The sequence below is a fragment of the Tardiphaga sp. genome, from assembly GCF_028290785.1.
GTDB lineage: Bacteria > Pseudomonadota > Alphaproteobacteria > Rhizobiales > Xanthobacteraceae > Tardiphaga.
On record NZ_JAQGJD010000209.1, the window covers coordinates 45,901 to 62,512 of the forward strand.

Genomic DNA, 16,612 nt, shown 5'->3' on the forward strand with positions numbered 1-16,612 from the left:
TGCGACTAGCCCAGGCTGGGCAGGTTGAGTCCATGCTCCCCAGCACAAGCGATCGCCGATTCATATCCGGCGTCGGCATGGCGCATCACGCCGGAGGCCGGGTCGTTCCACAGCACGCGTTCGATGCGCTTCGCCGCTTCCGGCGTGCCGTCGGCGACGATCACCATGCCGGCGTGTTGGGAAAAGCCCATGCCGACGCCGCCGCCGTGGTGCAGCGATACCCAGGTGGCGCCGGAGGCGCAGTTCAGCAGCGCGTTGAGCAGCGGCCAGTCGGAGACGGCATCGGAGCCGTCGCGCATCGCCTCGGTCTCGCGGTTGGGGCTGGCGACCGAGCCGGAATCCAGATGGTCGCGGCCGATCACGATCGGCCCCTTCAATTCGCCTGACGCCACCATCTCGTTGAAGGCGAGCCCGAGCCGGTGCCTGTCGCCGAGGCCGACCCAGCAGATCCGCGCCGGCAGGCCCTGGAACTGGATGCGCTCGCGCGCCATATCGAGCCAGTTCACCAGCGCCTTGTTGTCGGACAGGATCTCCTTCACCTTGGCGTCGGTCTTGTAGATGTCCTCGGGGTCGCCCGACAGCGCCACCCAGCGGAACGGGCCGATGCCGCGGCAGAACAGCGGGCGGATATAGGCCGGCACGAAGCCCGGGAAATCGAACGCGTTCTCGACGCCTTCTTCCTTGGCCATCTGCCGGATGTTGTTGCCGTAATCGACGGTCGGCACGCCCATCTTCTGGAAATCCAGCATGGCGCGGACATGCTCGCCCATCGATTTGCGCGACGCCTGTTCGACCGACTTCGGATCGGTCGTGCGCTTGTCTTCCCACTTGCTCAGGCTCCAGCCCTTCGGCAGGTAGCCGTTGATCGGGTCGTGCGCTGATGTCTGGTCGGTGACGACGTCCGGCCGCACGCCGCGGCGTACCAGTTCAGGGAAGATGTCGGCGGCGTTGCCGAGCACGCCGACCGAGATCGGCTTCCTGTCGGCCTTGGCGCGTTCGATGATGTCCAGCGCCTCGTCGAGGTCTTTCGCCTGCACATCGAGATAGCCGCTCTTCAGGCGCATCTCGATCCGGCTCGGCTGGCACTCCACCGCGAGGCACGACGCACCCGCCATGGTCGCCGCCAGCGGCTGCGCGCCGCCCATGCCGCCGAGGCCCGCGGTGAGGATCCAGCGCCCGGCGAGGTCACCATTGTAGTGCTGGCGGCCGATTTCGACGAAGGTCTCGTAAGTGCCCTGTACGATGCCTTGCGAGCCGATGTAGATCCACGAGCCCGCGGTCATCTGGCCGTACATCATCAGCCCCTTGCGATCGAGCTCGTTGAAGTGCACCCAGGTCGCCCAGCGCGGCACCAGATTGGAATTGGCGATCAGCACGCGCGGCGCATCCGCATGGGTACGAAACACGCCGACCGGCTTGCCCGACTGCACCAGCAACGTCTCGTCGCTTTCGAGCTTCTGCAACGACGCCACGATCTGGTCGAAACTTTCCCAGCTGCGCGCGGCGCGGCCGATGCCGCCATACACAACCAGCTCGTTGGGGTTCTCCGCCACCTCGGGATCGAGGTTGTTCATCAGCATGCGCAGCGGCGCTTCGGTGAGCCAGCTCTTGGCGGAGATTTCCATACCGCGCGGGCTGCGCACGATCCGGGCGTTCTTGCTGCGATCCATGATGGAAATCCCTAGTTCGAAAAATGCGTTGGCGACCGGCCGTGCCAGACGCGCGCGTGAAGCGGGTTGAAGCCGATCCGGTAGGCCAGTTCGGCGGGCTGCTCGATGTCCCAGATCGCGAGATCGCAGAATTTGCCGGCTTCGAGCGTGCCGATCTCATGGAGCTTGCCAAGGGCGCGGGCGGCTTCGCGCGTCACGCCGAGCAGGCATTCATCGACGGTGAGACGAAACAGGGTCGCGCCCATGTTCATGGCGAGCAGCAGCGAGGTCAGCGGCGAGGTGCCGGGATTGGAATCGGTGGCCAGCGCCAGATGGGTGCCGTGCTTGCGGAACAGCGCGATCGGCGGCGCCTGGGTTTCGCGCAGCGCATAGAAGGCGCCAGGCAGCACGACGGCGACGGTGCTGGCCCGGGTCAGCGCGATGACGCCGTCCTCGTCGGTGTGTTCGAGATGATCCGCCGACAGCGCGCCATGCTCGGCGGCGAGCCGCGCGCCGTGCAGGTTGGAAAGCTGGTCGGCATGCAGCTTGACCGGCAGGCCATGCGCCTTGGCTGCCGCAAAAACGCGAGCGGTTTGCGCCGGTGAAAACGCGATGCCTTCGCAGAACGCATCGACGGCATCGGCGAGGTTCAGCTTCGCGATGGCCGGCAGCATCTCGTTGCAGACGCGGTCGATATAGGCATCCTTGTCGCCATCCGCCTCCGGCGGCATCGCATGCGCACCGAGAAACGACGTGACCACGGATACCGCGCGCTCGCGGCCGAGTTGCCGCGCGGCGCGCAGGCAGCGGATCTCGGTGTCCTGATCGAGGCCATAGCCGGACTTGATCTCGATGGTGGTGACGCCTTCGGAGATCAGGTGATCGAGCCGCTTCAACCCGCTGGCCACGAGCTCCGCTTCGCTCGCCGCGCGTGTCGCCCTCATGCTGGAGGCAATGCCGCCACCGGCATGCGATATTTCCTCGTAGGTCGCACCATCCAGCCGCATCGCGAATTCGTTGGCGCGGTGGCCGCCGAAGATCAGATGCGTGTGGCAATCCACCAGGCCCGGCGTGATCCATCGACCGCCGCAGTTGATAGTCTCGGTTGCACGGGCATCGCCTGGAAGATCCGCCGCGGCGCCGGCGAACACGATGCGGCCATCCCTGGCCGCGACGCAGCCGTCCTCGACGATACCAAGGCCGGGTCGATCCGGCGCCATGGTGGTGAGGTGCGCATGGGTCCAGATGGTATCGAAGGGCATCGTGGCCTGCCGTTTTTTCGGGACGTCGTATGTCTATACATAACCAGCGGCGTATCTTATTGTCGAGCGTCTTTTGATCGCATCGAATGAGTGCCATGGGCGCGGAATCTTCTGCAAAACGGCTGTTCTTCCCCCATGCGCTGCTGCGCGGCGGCTGGGCGCGCGACGTCGTTCTGTCTATCGACAACGGCGTCATTACGGCGATTGCCGACAATGCGAGCAGCGCTGGCGCTGAAATCATCAGCGGCGTGGCGCTGCCCGGAATGCCCAATCTGCACAGCCACGCATTCCAGCGCGGCATGGCCGGCCTCACCGAAATCCGCGGTGCCACCGAAGACACTTTCTGGACCTGGCGGCAGCTAATGTACCGCTTTCTCGATGCGTTGACGCCCGACGACGTCGAAGCCATCGCGGCGCTTGCCTATGCGGAAATGCTCGAGTCCGGCTTTACATCCGTGGCGGAATTTCACTATCTGCATCACGACGAGAACGGCCGGCCCTATGCCAATCTCGGCGAGATGGCCGGGCGCATCGCCGCGGCGGCCGGCGAAACCGGTATCGGACTGACGTTGCTGCCGTCGTTCTACAATTTCAGCTCGTTCGGCGGCGAGGCCACGCTGCATGGCCAGCGCCGCTTCGCCAATGATCCGGCCCGATTTCTGTCGCTGCTGGAGAAATCCCGCGAGGCCATCAAGTCTCTGGAGGATGCCGCCGTCGGCATTGCGCCGCATTCGCTGCGCGCGATTACGCCGGAGACCTTGAATGAGGTGCTGGCTGCGTTCCCGCAGGGGCCGGTGCACATTCACGTCGCCGAGCAGGTCAAGGAAGTCAGCGACTGCGTCGCGTGGTCCGGCCAGGCGCCGGTGGCTTGGCTGCTCGATCACATGCCAGTGGACCGCCGCTGGGTGCTGATCCACGCCACCCATATGACGCCGCAGGAAGCCGCCGGGACGGCGGCGTCGGGCGCTGTCATCGGGCTGTGCCCGCTCACCGAAGCCAGCCTCGGTGACGGCATTTTCGAAGGCCCGCAATTTCTTCAAGCCGGCGGAAGCTTCGGCATCGGCACGGATTCCAATATCGAAATCACGGCGCCGGGCGAATTGAAGCAGCTCGAATACAGCCAGCGCCTGCATTATCGCATCCGCAACGCGGTGGCACGCCGCGAGGGCGAGTCCACCGGTCGCGCGCTCTACGAGCACGCGCTGGCCGGCGGCGCGCAAGCCATGGGCCGTGCGGTGGGGTTATTGGCCGTGGGCCAGCGCGCCGATATCGTGGTGCTCGACGCCGCGCACCCCGATCTGGCGGCCGTCAGCGGTGATCGCTGGCTCGATGCCTACACCTTCGTCGTTGGAAAGTCGGCGATATCGGGCGTCTGGGTCGGCGGCAGGCAGGTCGTCGAAGCGGGGCGCCACCTGCAGCGTCCGTCCATCGTGGCGCGCTATCAGCGCACCATGCAGCGACTGGTCGGCCTGTGATGGCGACGGCGCGTGCAAGCAAAGCCGCAGCACCGCCGCAGGCGCTTTATCAGCGCATCCGCGCCGATCTCGAAGAGGAGATCATGTCCGGCCGCTGGCCGCCCGGTCATCGCATTCCGTTCGAGCACGAACTGGTCGATACCTACAATTGTTCGCGCATGACCGTAAACAAGGTGCTGTCGGGCCTCGCCGATGCCGGTGTCATCGAGCGCAAGCGCCGCGTCGGCAGTTTTGTCGCGCGGCCGCTGGTGCAATCGGCGGTGCTGCACATTCCCGACATCCAGGCCGAGATCGCCAAGCGCGGCGAGAGCTACGCTTACGAATTGCTGGCGCGCAAGCGCCGCGCGGCAACCAAGGACGATCTGGATCGCCTCGGTCTCAAGGCGGGGTGCAACGTGCTGGCGCTGCGTTGCCGGCATATCGCGAAAGGGCTCCCGTTCGCACTGGAAGAGCGGTTGATCAATCTCGACGTCGTGCCGGATGCTTCGGACATCGACTTCAAGCGGGTGCCGCCCGGGACATGGCTGCTCGGCCATGTGCCATGGAACGAGGCCGAACACCAGATCACCGCCTGCCTCGCTGACGATTCCGTGCTGAAAGCCCTGGCGCTGAGGCCGCCGGCGGCGTGTCTGGTGGTCGAACGGCGCACCTGGCGCAAGCGCAAGATCATCACTTCAGTTCGCGTCAGCTATCCGAGCGAGCTGTATCAACTCACCGCACGTTTCACGCCGGCGGCGCGATCATGGCGATGAGCAGGCCCCGATACGACCTGCGACTACCAAGTCGCAGAATTGACTCTGGCAATCCGCCATGCTGCCATGCAGTATAATTTCACACTCTGCTGAGGAGAGCGCGTCATGAAGTTACTCGGAATTCCCGCCGTTGCGATGCTCGCGGCGCTGGTCGCGACGCCCGCTGCGGCGCAGACCAAGGTGACCATCGCGATCTCCGGATGGACCGGCTTCGCGCCACTGACCCTCGCCAAGGAAGCCGGCATCTTCGCGAAGAACGGCCTCGACGTCACCATCAAGAAAGTCCCGCAGGCCAGCCGCCATCTCGCGATCGCTTCCGGCGACGTGCAGTGCGCCGCCACGACGGTGGAAACCTGGATCGTCTGGAACGCCAATGGCGTCGCCACCACGCAGTTATTCCAGCTCGACAAGTCCTACGGCGCCGACGGCATGGTGGTTCGTTCCGGCACCGCGGCGATCAAGGATCTCAAGGGCAAGACCGTCGCCGCCTCGGCGCCCGGCACCGCGCCGTATTTCACCCTCGCCTGGTTTCTGAAGAAGAACGGCATGTCGGTGAAGGACGTCACCGTGGTCAACATGGATCCCGGCCCCGCCGCGCAGGCCTTCATCGCCGGGCAGAACGATGCCGCGATGACCTATGAGCCCTATCTCTCCGCGGTGCGCGAGAAGCCGGAAGCCGGCAAAATCATCGCGACCACGCTGGACTATCCGATGATCATGGATACCTTCGGCTGCACGCCGAAGTTCATCGCGGACAATGAAGCCGCGGTGAAGGCGCTGACCAAGAGCTACTTCGAAGCCGTCGATATGATCAAGGCCGACCAGGCCAAGTCTTACGAGATCATGGGCGCCGACGTGAAGCAGACCGGCGAAGCGTTCGGCAAGTCCGCCGCCTATCTGCGTTGGCAGGGTCAGGAAGAGAACAAGAAGTTCTTCGCCGGCGACTTCCAGGCGTTCTCCAAGGAAGCCGCCGCGCTGCTGCTGGAAATCGGCATCATCAAGGAAATCCCCGATCTGACCAAGATCGTCGATACCCGCTTCATTCAGTAACGCCTCACTGTCGCTTCCGTCATTGCGACGAGCGAAGCGACGCGGAAATCCAGAGGGCCACACGCGCAGTCTGGATTGCTTCGTCGCAAAGGCCTCCTCGCAATGACGACCATGGGCATCAATAATTCATGAAACCGCTCGCCCCAATTTCGTCTTCCGCGCGCGTCGTGCTCGGCATTTCGTTTTTCATCCTGTTCGTCGCGGCCTGGTCCTATGCGACGTTCGGCGGCTTCGTCTCGAAGACCTTCCTCGCCAATCCCCTGACCATGCTGCGCGACGGCTGGTGGCTGCTGACGACGCAGGGCTTTCTGTTCGATATCGGCATGACGATCTGGCGGGTGATTGGCGGCTTCGTGCTGGCGGCGCTGCTGGCGGTGCCGATCGGCATCCTGATGGGGGCCTACAAGCCGATCGAGGCGTTCCTCGAACCCTTCGTCTCGTTCGCGCGCTATCTGCCGGCATCCGCCTTCATTCCGCTGCTGATCCTGTGGGCCGGCATCGGCGAGTTGCAGAAGCTGCTGGTGATCTTCATCGGTTCGGTATTTCAGTTGATTCTGATGGTCGCCGTGACCGTCGGCAGCGTGCGCCGCGATCTGGTCGAGGCATCGCTGACGCTGGGCGCGCGCGATGCCGGCGTGCTGAAGCGGGTGCTGATCCCGTCGGCGGCGCCGGGTATCGCGGAAATTCTGCGTCTGGTGCTCGGTTGGGCCTGGACCTACGTCATCGTCGCCGAGCTGATCGGCTCATCGTCGGGCATCGGCCACATGATCATCGACAGTCAGGCGCTGCTGGCCACCGGCCAGATCATCTTCGGCATCATCGTGATCGGCATCATCGGTCTGATCTCCGACTACGCTTTCAAGGCGGCGAACCGTGCGATGTTCCCGTGGAGTCTGATTTGAGCAAGCTGGTCATTGAGAACGTCTCGCGCATTTTTCCCGCGGTGGGCGGCGGCACGCCGACGCGCGCGCTTGAGCCGACCAACCTCTGCGTGGCCGACAACGACTTCGTCACCATCCTCGGCCCGTCCGGCTGCGGCAAATCGACCTTGCTGCGCATGGTCGCCGGGCTGGACAGGCCGACCACCGGCCGCATCCTGCTCGACGGACGCGCGATCACCGGCCCCGGTGCGGATCGCGGCATGGTGTTCCAGTCCTACACGCTGTTTCCCTGGCTCACGGTCTCGGAAAATATCTCCTTCGGCCTGCGCGAACGCGGCATCAGCCCGCGCGAGCGCAACGCCATCGCCGGCGAGTGGCTCGACAAGGTCGGCCTCACCAGCTTCGCCAATCATTTCCCGAAGCAATTGTCCGGCGGCATGCAGCAGCGCACGGCGATCGCGCGCGCGCTGGCTAACAGCCCGGAAATCCTGCTGCTCGACGAGCCCTTTGGCGCGCTTGATAACCAGACCCGGGCCTTGATGCAGGAGTTGTTGCTCGGCATCTGGGAGCGCGAGCGCAAGACGGTGATCTTCGTCACCCACGACATCGAGGAAGCAGTGTTCCTCGCCTCCCGTGTGGTGGTGATGTCGGCGCGTCCCGGCCGTATCAAGGCCGACGTCGCGGTCGATCTGCCGCATCCGCGGCACTACACGATCAAGACCAGCCCGGAGTTTTCGGCGCTCAAGGCAAGGCTGACCGAAGAGATCCGCGTCGAGGCCGTACTGGCGGCGGAAGTGCACTAGGGCGGCTTCGTTCTCGTGCCGCAAAGGCCGGACTAAGCCGTACAGCAATCTGTCGATACCGCCCGGACGGTCAGTCTGCCTTGCGGCCGCCGTCGGTCCGATCGCGCACGATCTTGAACACGCCGTGGGCGGTAGCGACGATACGATCGTCCACCTTCACCTCGGTGCTCATGAAGATCAGGCTCCTGGTGGTCCGCAGTGCCTTCGGTCGCGAGATCATCAGTTCGCCGATCCGTGCCGCATCGACGAAGTAGGTATCCATCTGCACGGTGGCCAATGCGTCCGCGCCGGAGATCGCGCGTGCGGTCATGCCACAACTGCGGTCCGCCAGCGTCATCAACACGCCGCCCTGCACGACGCCACGGCGGTTGCGATGCTTGTCCTGGCCGTGGATGGCGAATTCGTGCGTATCTTCCACCACGCGGTGCCAGACCGGCCCGACCAGGTGGATGAAGCCGTCGTCGTCCATGATCGACCAGCCGGCGGCTTCGAGTTCGGCGCGTGCCGCGTCAGTCATGCAGTGTCCTTCAGAGATCGGTATGAGCGGCCCGTCATACAAAAGCAGCGGGCGGGTGCCTAGTGCAGCCACCGCGCGGCTCGTATACTCGGCGTCGATGAAGCACCCGTTCAATGCCGCCACGCGGCAAATGATCGCCGCGCGCGGCGCGACCTTTGCGCGGCTCGGCGCCGGTGCGGCCGTGCCCGGATTGAAGCGTGCGGCGGTGGCGATCGTGCTGGCCGAGGCATCCGATGCGCGGGATACCGCTCTGTTGCTGACGTTGCGCGCCTCGGGCCTGCGCGCCCACAGCAGCCAGTGGGCGTTGCCCGGCGGGCGCTGCGATCCCGGCGAGACCCCGGTCGAGGCCGCGTTGCGCGAGTTGCACGAAGAACTCGGGCTGCATCTCGCATCGGCCGACGTGATCGGCATCCTCGACGACTATCCGACGCGCTCGGGGTATCTGATCACGCCGGTGATGATGTGGGCGCCGCCCGGCACTCGGCCGGTCCCCAATCCCGACGAGGTCGCCTCAGTGCACCGCATAGCGCTGTCGGAGATCGCACGCGTCGGCGCCTTCGACTTCGTGGCGATCCCCGAAAGCCATCGCCGCGTGGTCCGCTATGACCATCTCGGCCAGTTCATCCATGCGCCCACGGCGGCGCTGATCTACCAGTTCAGCGAACTGCTCGCCGGCCGCGAAACCCGGGTCGCGGACCTGGAACAGCCGGTATTCGCCTGGAAATGACGGGTGCGCGGGCCGCGGCCTGGCGCGGCGGCGCCCGCGACACCACGTCGTAGCAGTTCATCCGCGCGCGAAAATCCGGAAAGCCGTTGCAATCCGGCGACTCGGCCGACGCTGCCGAGGTCATGCCAGCGAATGCCGCGACCAGCATTGGAAACACATTCTTCACCATGCTGCTCCAAGGTCTTGAGACGAGAACATAGTTTTACCGCGCATTCAGGCCACGACGGGCGGCGTTCCGTCCGGCCACTGCATTCGTTTTGCGCTTCGCGCCAGCCCGACAGGTCTCATGTTTTACCCGCTTCGTCCGCTGCTTGCCTCGATTCCCCTCGCCTTGCTGCTGATGGCGCCGCAGGCCATGGCGCTGGATTCCTCCGCGCTGCCGGCCGGCGTCGCCGATGCCATGGCGCAAGGCGCATCGCCGCAGGCGATTGCCGAATACCGCCGCAAGCTGGCGGAATATGAGGAGGCCCGTACCGCCTTCGATGCCGAGGCCAAGCCGTACTGGAACGCCATCTATGAGCGGCGCAAGGTCCGCAATGCAAAGCGCCGCGATCGCGTGGCGATCACGCTCGACGACTACGTGCTGGAACAGGCGCCGCTCTATGACGGGCCGAAGCGGCCGTCCAATCCCGAGCCCGACGAGGGCACCCCGCGCTCCCGCAAGGAACTGCCGGTGGTGGCCGATTTCATCAGCGCCGCGCAGCAGCACTTCCAGTTCACGCCGCAGCGGGTCAGCGAAACGGAATTCAAGCGCGCCTATGCCCGCGCGGTATTGGCATCCGGCCTGACGCGCGAGCAGGCGGTGCGGGTCTATTCGTTCGAGACCGGCGGCAATGGCGGCTACGACATGCAGTCTGGCCTCAGCGCTTCGCGGCCGGGCTCGCGCGCGATCTCCACCGCGATCGGCTACAACCAGTTGCTTACCACCAACAGCGTCGAGCTGGTCGCCGAGCAGGGCCACCAGATATTAAAGGTGCTGACCGACAAGGCTGCGCAACTCTCCGGCCCGCCGCGCCAGGCAATGGAACGCAAGATCGCGGTGTTCAAGCGAATGTATGCGTTTACCCGGACCGTGCCGGACACCTGGAGCGACCACGAAAAGCTGGCCGCCACGCCGCAGGGCTGGGCCGTGCATGCGATGGTGCTGGATATCGATGTCGGCCCGCAGCTCCAGGTCCACAAGCTGCTGACTTCGGTAATCTTCGCCCGCGACAAGGGCTTCAACCGGCCGCTCAGCGCCGCCGAACTGGAGATGATGAATCTGACGGGCGACGGCACCGGGCTGGACATGGTGACGATGCCGCCCGGCATGCGCGAGCAGGTGCCGACGGCGAACTTCTTCCAGCGCGGCGGCTATGAGCGCAACCCTGTGGCGATCCGCCACAACACGGTGGCGAAGCTGCTGGCGATCACGAATAATCGGATGGACAGCAACAGCAATTTGCCGGGCGCGAAGGAACTGGCGGCGGCGTTTTAATAGTAGTGATGCACCGGCAGTGAGGTGGGCTCTTCTTCCTTCTCCCCTGGTGGGAGAAGGTGGCCGCGCGAAGCGCGGTCGGATGAGGGGTTACTAGGCTCGGAGGTTGTGGCACCCCTCACCCGTCTCGAACCGCTACGCGGTTCGATCTACCCTCTCCCCTTGGGGGAGAGGGACGTCCGCGTTTCGCTACTTACGTATTCCCGAAATCGTCGCCCGGGGTCACCGGTGCGGCGGCCGCGCCTTCGGGACGCGCGCTGTGCGGGCGGCGGCGGCGACGCGGCGGGAAGCGTTCGCCGGCGGCGGCATCGAACGGCGCCGGGCCGTTCACCACAGGCTGCGGGCCGGTGATGAAGGACGGCAGCCGGTCGACGCTGTCGCTGATCGGCATCGCCGGCTGGGGCTGCGGCTGAAACTGCGGCTGCGGTTGATGCTGCGGACGCGGTTCGCGATGATGGTTATCGCGCGGCGCATTGTTGTCGCGCGGCTCGCGCGGCTGATACTGCGGATTCTCGCGCGGCTGGTAGGGCTGGCTGTCACGCTGCTGCTGTTCGCGCGGCGGCTGCGGATCGCGCGGCACGAAAGGCTGCGGCTGCACCGGCACGAAGCCCGGCTCCGCGCCGAAGTTCGAGAACGTCTCACCGTCATCGTCGCCATCCTCGGACGGCATTTCGTTTTCGGTGCGCGGCTGCGGCTGGTTCTGGCGGAACTGCTCCTGGGCGGCGGCGATCAAGCGGAAGTAATGTTCAGCGTGCTGATAGTAGTTCTCGGCGGCGACCGGATCACCGGAAGAGCGCGCGTCGCGCGCCAGCTGCACGTACTTTTCGGCGACATGGGAGGCGGTGCCGCGGATCTTGATATCGGGGCCGTTCGATTCGAACACCCGGGTCATCGGATTCTGGCCGCGACGGTTATTGTTGTTATTGCTGTTGTTGTTGCCGCCGCCGTTATTGCTGCTGCGGTTGTTGTTATTCCGCATCCGCTTGTTGTTGTTATTCTGACCGTTTCTCATGTCTCGCCTTTATTACCGATCCAGGATTGTCGCAGAGATTGTCGTCGTCAAAAGTTCGCTGATGTCACAGAGGTTTTGCGCGATTCGGGCCGCGCCATGCGCCCGTGTCGCCATGCAGATCGTCGCTGCACCGGTTTGCCGTCGTTCGCGTTCAACAAACACGCGTTCCCCAACCGCCGGCCGACGTCGTCGGCCGGACCAAATCATTCAACCCGCCGAAACAGGGCCAGGCTTTTGTGCGTGATTTCCGAAGCGCAATATCAGGCTTTCGTTCGCTTTGCGGTCGCAAGCAGCGCAGCTCTCAGCCATCGCGCTTAATCGGACCTGCCTGTTGGAACCTCACCCGGACGGGCTCTCTCTCGAGAATTCTGGCTTCCAGCCGTCAAACGACGGGGCGAACCAACCCTGAACCGATGTTATGACCGGAAGGTAGTCTCTCCCCGGGGATATTCCAAGCGGTTTTTTCGGGCCAATCGGGCTTTATCCGGCCAGTTTGCGCCCGGTTACCGCCCGCCGAATGCCCGAAAGGTCAGTTCTGGCCGCGCCTTGCAAGACCAGCCCGGCCGCCGTCATCAGGGCTGCGACGTCTTCGCTCTGGTCGTGGCCGACCTCAACCACCAGCCACCCGCCGGACCCCAGCCGCCGCGCCGCTTGCGGCGCGATGATGCGGTAGGCGTCGAGCCCGTCATCGCCGCCATCCAGCGCCCGAAGCGGATCGTGGTCGCGCACCTCGGTGGCCAGATCGGCGATTTCCGCAGAGCGGATATAGGGCGGGTTGGACACGATCAGATCGAGGCCGCCGGCCAGCGCCGACGCGTAGTCGCAGGCAACGAATGCGGCGCGGTTCGCGAAGCCGAGATCGATAGCGTTGCGGCGGGCGGTCTGCAGTGCCGCAAGGTTGATATCGGTGCCAATGCCGCTGGCATTCCACAGCTCCGATAGCAGCGCCAGCAGGATCGCGCCGGAGCCGGTGCCGAGATCGGCAATGCGCAACGCGTCGTGTCGGCGGTTGTCGGCATCGATATGCGCGAGGGCAGCTTCGACGATGGTCTCCGTATCCGCCCGCGGCACCAGCGTATCGGCCGAAAGCGCCAGCGACAGGCCCCAGAATTCCTTGACGCCAAGGATGCGCGCAATCGGCTCGCCGGCGATGCGACGGTCGGCGAGATGTTCGAGGCGTGCGGCTTCCCCGTCGGTAAGGATGCGTTTGGCAGCGATCATCAGGCCGGTGAGTTCGAGGTTGAGTACCGCGCCGACCAGCATCCGCGCGTCGAGGTCGGGGGAGTCGATATCGTGCGCGTGCAACCGTGCCGAGAGAGTGCGGCGCGCGGTTTCGACGTTTTGTCCGGCGAAGGAATCAGCCACGCGCGCCGCTCACGCGTTACCCTGCGCGGCGAGCTGCGCGGCCTGATGCTCCGTGGTCAGCGCATCGACCAGTTCACCCAGCGCTTCACCGGCGATCACCTGCGGCAGCTTATAGAGCGTCAGGTTGATGCGGTGGTCGGTGACGCGGCCCTGCGGGAAATTATAGGTGCGGATCCGCTCGGAGCGGTCGCCGGAGCCGACCTTCTCCTTGCGCTCGGCCGAGCGCACCGAATCGATGCGCTGCTGTTCTGCGTCGTAGATGCGCGAACGCAGGATGTTCATCGCCGAGGCGCGGTTCTTGTGCTGCGAACGGCTGTCCTGCATCATCACCTGCAGGCCGGTGGGGATATGGGTGATGCGGATCGCCGATTCGGTCTTGTTGACGTGCTGGCCGCCGGCGCCCTGCGCGCGCATGGTCTCGATCCGCAGGTCGTCGTCCTTGATCACCACGTCGACTTCCTCGACCTCCGGCAGCACCGCCACCGTCGCCGCGGAGGTGTGGATGCGGCCCTGGGTCTCGGTGTCGGGCACGCGCTGCACGCGGTGCACGCCGGATTCGAACTTCAATTTGGCGAAGGCGCCGCGGCCCTGCACCTCAACGATGATTTCCTTGTAGCCGCCCATGGTGCCCTCGGAGGTGGAGACCACTTCCACCTTCCAGCCCTGCAGGGCGGCGAAGCGCTCGTACATCCGGAACAGGTCGCCGGCGAACAACGAGGCCTCGTCGCCGCCGGTGCCGGCGCGGATTTCCAGCACCACGTTGCGCTCGTCCATCGCATCCTTCGGCAGCAGCGCGACGCGGATTTCCTGCGCCAGTTCGAGCGCGCGGGCTTCCAGCGCCGGCCGCTCGGCCTCCGCCATCTCGCGCATCTCGGCGTCGGTGGACGCATCGGCGATCATCGCGTCGATCTCGGCGATCTCCCTGGTCGCCGTGCGATAGGTCTTCACCGCGTCGATCAGCGGATTGAGCTCGGCGAATTCGCGCGTCATCTTGACGTAGTTTTCGCCGCTCATCTGGCTCTGCAGCTGGGATTCCAGCGAGGCGTGATGCGCCAGCAGGATGTCGAGTTTGGCTTCGGGCAGAATGGACATGGTGTGGTCTCGGGGATCGCGGAAGGAAAGGGCAGGTCGTACGGGGCAAGGCCTTGCGAAAAGAGCCTCGCTACAACGACAGCCCCTCGGCCTCCGCGAATTGCTTCAGCTTCTCCCGGATCGACACGCTGCCGGAGGGGGCCGCGAGCAGCGGCTCCATCATCGCGGTGGCCTTGGCCGCGTCGAGATCGAGGATCATCGCCTTGACCGGGCCATGGGCGGTGGCAGACAGCGATAGCGAGCGGTAGCCGAGCGCGATCAGCGCCAGCGCGCCGAGCGGCTGCGACGCCATCTCGCCGCACAGCGAGGCATGCTTCTTGGCCGCGTTGGCCTTCTGCACGATCTCGCGCAGCGCGCGCAGGATCGGCGCCGACAACGTGTCGAAACGGTCCGAGACTTTCGCATTTCCGCGATCGACCGCGAACAGGAACTGGAACAGGTCGTTGGAGCCCACCGAGACGAAGTCCACCTTCTTCAGGAGTTCGTCCATCTGGTAGAGCAGGGCCGGGACCTCGACCATGGTGCCGACGTCGATCCGCTCCGGCAGCGCGTGGCCGTGCTGGCGCAGATAGGTGAGTTCGCGCTCGATAATGCTCTTGGCCTGGTCGAATTCCGCGACTTCCGAAATCATCGGGAACATGATGCGCAATGCACGGCCGCCGCCGGCGCGCAGCAGCGCGCGGATCTGGCCGCGCAGCAGGCCGGGCCGGTCTAGGCCGAGGCGAATCGCGCGCCAGCCCAGCGCCGGGTTCTCCTCGCTGATCGCCTCCATGTAGGGCAGCGCCTTGTCGCCGCCGATATCCAGCGTGCGGAACGTCACCGGCTTCGAGCCCGCGGCGTCGAGCACGGCGCGGTACAGCGCGAGCTGGTCGCTGGAGCGCGGCAGGCTTTCGCCGACCATGAACTGCAACTCGGTGCGGAACAGGCCAATGCCGGCCGAGCCGGTGTCCTCGATATGCGGCAGGTCGATGATCAGGCCGGCATTGATCATCAGATCGACGTGCTGGCCGTCCTTGGTGATGCAGGGCTTGTCGCGCAGCGCGGAATACTGCGCCTGGCGGCGGGCGCGAAACCGCACCCGCTCGGCGTAGGCGGCTTCGATCTCGGCCGACGGCCGGATGTAGATCGAGCCAGAGGTGCCATCGACGATGATGGCGTCGCCGGGGTCGGCGATGCCCGGTGCGTTGGCGACTTCGCCGATCGCGGGAATGCCGAGCGCGCGCGCCACGATGGAGACGTGGGAATTCGCGGTGCCTTCTTCCAGCACCAGCCCGCGCAGCTTCTTGCGGTCGTAGTCGAGCAGCGCCGCTGGGCCCATGGCGCGGGCGATCAGGATGGCGTTGTCGGGCATCTGCTCGCGCGACGGCGCATGGTCCTTGCCGACCAGTTGCCGCATCAGGCGATGGCCGAGGTCTTCGAGGTCGTGCAGCCGGTCGCGCAGATAGGGATCGGTGGAGCGCAGCATGCGGGCGCGGGTGTCGGACTGCACGCGCTCGACGGCGGCCTCGGCGGTAAGGCCCGTGGCCACGGCTTCGTGCAGTCGGTGCGACCAGCCGTGGTCGTTGGCGAACATCCGGTAGGCTTCGAGCACGTCGCGGTGCTCGCCGCCTTCGGCGACGTCGCCGCGCTCCAGCATGCGGTCGAGGTCGGCGCGCAGTTTCGCGAGCGCCACATCGAGCCGCTTGATTTCCTTTGGCAGATCTTCAGCGATGTAATTGGTGATCACGACGCGCGGCTCGTGCAACACCACATGGCCGAGCGCAATGCCGTCCGACAGGATAGCGCCAGTCTGGTGCAGCGAATGCCGCGCCGCGGGCTCGGCGCCGGGCTGTGCCAGTGCCGAGAGTTCGCCCGAGGCGATCATTTCCGCCAGCACCATGGCGGTGGTCTGCAGCGCCTCGACTTCTTCCTCGACATAAGTGCGCTTGGCGCGGTTCTGCACCACCAGCACGCCCAGCGTATTGCCGGCGCGCAGGATCGGCACGCCCAAGAACGAGTGGTAGATTTCTTCGCCGGTCTCCGGGCGGAACGAGAACGCCGGATGGCTCTGGGCGTCGTTGAGGTTCAGCGGCGTGGCTTCCGAGGACACCAGGCCGACCAGGCCCTCATGGGCACTCAGCACGGTACGATGGACGGCGTCGCGGTTGAGGCCTTCGGTGGCGTAGAGCTCGAGGGTGTTATCGACGCGCAGCACATAGGTCGAGCAGACCTCCGCCACCATATTGGCAGCGATCAGCACCACGATCTTGTCGAGGCGCTCCTGGGCGGAGACCTGCTCCGCCATGGTTTCGCGGAGCCGTCTCAGCAAGACGCGGGGGCCACCCGACGCGCTCCGCATGTGCCGACCCCTCCCCGCAAAGCTGGCGCCGACAGATTTCGTGCGCCAGCACTAAGCCTCAGTAAAACAATAGAATTTCTGCTTCCACGCCACAAGCGGCGTAAAAGCGGACCGAATCAGATTGTCCGAAACGGCGCCACCAGTCGCAATGGCGGCCCATCAAGGCCGTATAGCGAATTGGCGCTGGTTTTGCCAAGCAAAACGCCTGCCAT

Annotated in this window: 14 protein-coding genes; 7 read left to right on the forward strand and 7 right to left on the reverse strand. The window is 65.3% G+C overall.

The genetic code is table 11. The annotated features are described in order from the left end of the window. Window positions 1-5: 5 nt before the first annotated feature. Both hutU and hutI read right to left on the reverse strand, forming a co-directional pair. Entirely contained in the window at window positions 6-1,670 is a 1,665-nt protein-coding gene (gene hutU, locus JWR89_RS12450) for a urocanate hydratase (RefSeq protein ID WP_299716380.1), read from the reverse strand. Between the two features lie 11 nt (window positions 1,671-1,681). Next, complete coding sequence (gene hutI / locus JWR89_RS12455) at window positions 1,682-2,911, reverse strand: imidazolonepropionase (protein WP_299716383.1); 1,230 nt, start codon at window positions 2,909-2,911, stop codon at window positions 1,682-1,684. 86 nt (window positions 2,912-2,997) lie between these two features. Here hutI and JWR89_RS12460 point away from each other — a divergent pair, with 86 nt between their 5' ends. The 5 genes from JWR89_RS12460 (at window position 2,998) to JWR89_RS12480 (ending at window position 7,872) form a co-directional block, all read left to right on the forward strand. Continuing rightward, window positions 2,998-4,386 carry a formimidoylglutamate deiminase gene (locus JWR89_RS12460; RefSeq protein ID WP_299716386.1) on the forward strand — a complete coding sequence of 463 codons (1,389 nt, stop codon included), beginning with the start codon at window positions 2,998-3,000 and terminating at the stop codon, window positions 4,384-4,386. Beyond that, the gene (gene hutC, locus JWR89_RS12465; protein WP_299716389.1) at window positions 4,386-5,138 is read left to right on the forward strand and encodes a histidine utilization repressor; all 753 of its coding nucleotides are present in this window, start codon (window positions 4,386-4,388) and stop codon (window positions 5,136-5,138) included. The genes JWR89_RS12460 and hutC overlap by 1 nt, the downstream gene beginning before the upstream one ends. A 105-nt stretch (window positions 5,139-5,243) precedes the next feature. Beyond that, window positions 5,244-6,188, forward strand: a complete 945-nt coding sequence (locus JWR89_RS12470) for an ABC transporter substrate-binding protein (protein ID WP_299716392.1) — start codon at window positions 5,244-5,246, stop codon at window positions 6,186-6,188. 128 nt (window positions 6,189-6,316) lie between these two features. Continuing rightward, window positions 6,317-7,090: an ABC transporter permease gene (locus JWR89_RS12475; RefSeq protein WP_299716395.1), complete on the forward strand. Its 774-nt coding sequence runs from the start codon at window positions 6,317-6,319 to the stop codon at window positions 7,088-7,090. After that, a complete protein-coding gene (locus JWR89_RS12480) occupies window positions 7,087-7,872 on the forward strand; it encodes an ABC transporter ATP-binding protein (RefSeq protein WP_299716398.1) in 786 nt (261 codons plus the stop codon). The genes JWR89_RS12475 and JWR89_RS12480 overlap by 4 nt, the downstream gene beginning before the upstream one ends. Before the next feature lie 70 nt (window positions 7,873-7,942). Here JWR89_RS12480 and JWR89_RS12485 read toward each other — a convergent pair whose 3' ends face one another. Further along, window positions 7,943-8,389: a PaaI family thioesterase gene (locus JWR89_RS12485; RefSeq protein ID WP_299716401.1), complete on the reverse strand. Its 447-nt coding sequence runs from the start codon at window positions 8,387-8,389 to the stop codon at window positions 7,943-7,945. Window positions 8,390-8,486: 97 nt separating this feature from the next. On the opposite strand from JWR89_RS12485, the gene JWR89_RS12490 reads away from it, so the two are divergent. Both JWR89_RS12490 and JWR89_RS12495 read left to right on the forward strand, forming a co-directional pair. Further along, on the forward strand, window positions 8,487-9,116 hold the full coding sequence (locus tag JWR89_RS12490; RefSeq protein ID WP_299716404.1) for a CoA pyrophosphatase: 630 nt from the start codon (window positions 8,487-8,489) through the stop codon (window positions 9,114-9,116). Window positions 9,117-9,402: 286 nt separating this feature from the next. Further along, window positions 9,403-10,593 (forward strand): hypothetical protein, encoded by a 1,191-nt coding sequence (locus tag JWR89_RS12495; protein WP_299716406.1) that lies wholly within the window; start codon window positions 9,403-9,405, stop codon window positions 10,591-10,593. 193 nt (window positions 10,594-10,786) lie between these two features. On the opposite strand, the gene JWR89_RS12500 is transcribed toward JWR89_RS12495, so the two are convergent. From JWR89_RS12500 to ptsP, 4 genes are all read right to left on the reverse strand, one after another. Beyond that, the gene (locus tag JWR89_RS12500) at window positions 10,787-11,605 is read right to left on the reverse strand and encodes a DUF4167 domain-containing protein (protein ID WP_299716409.1); all 819 of its coding nucleotides are present in this window, start codon (window positions 11,603-11,605) and stop codon (window positions 10,787-10,789) included. 480 nt (window positions 11,606-12,085) lie between these two features. Continuing rightward, window positions 12,086-12,970, reverse strand: coding sequence for a peptide chain release factor N(5)-glutamine methyltransferase (gene prmC, locus JWR89_RS12505; protein ID WP_299716412.1), 885 nt, complete (start codon window positions 12,968-12,970; stop codon window positions 12,086-12,088). Between the two features lie 9 nt (window positions 12,971-12,979). Continuing rightward, complete coding sequence (gene prfA, locus JWR89_RS12510) at window positions 12,980-14,062, reverse strand: peptide chain release factor 1 (RefSeq protein WP_299716415.1); 1,083 nt, start codon at window positions 14,060-14,062, stop codon at window positions 12,980-12,982. Window positions 14,063-14,132: 70 nt separating this feature from the next. Then, window positions 14,133-16,400: a phosphoenolpyruvate--protein phosphotransferase gene (gene ptsP / locus JWR89_RS12515; protein ID WP_299716418.1), complete on the reverse strand. Its 2,268-nt coding sequence runs from the start codon at window positions 16,398-16,400 to the stop codon at window positions 14,133-14,135. Window positions 16,401-16,612 lie beyond the last annotated feature (212 nt).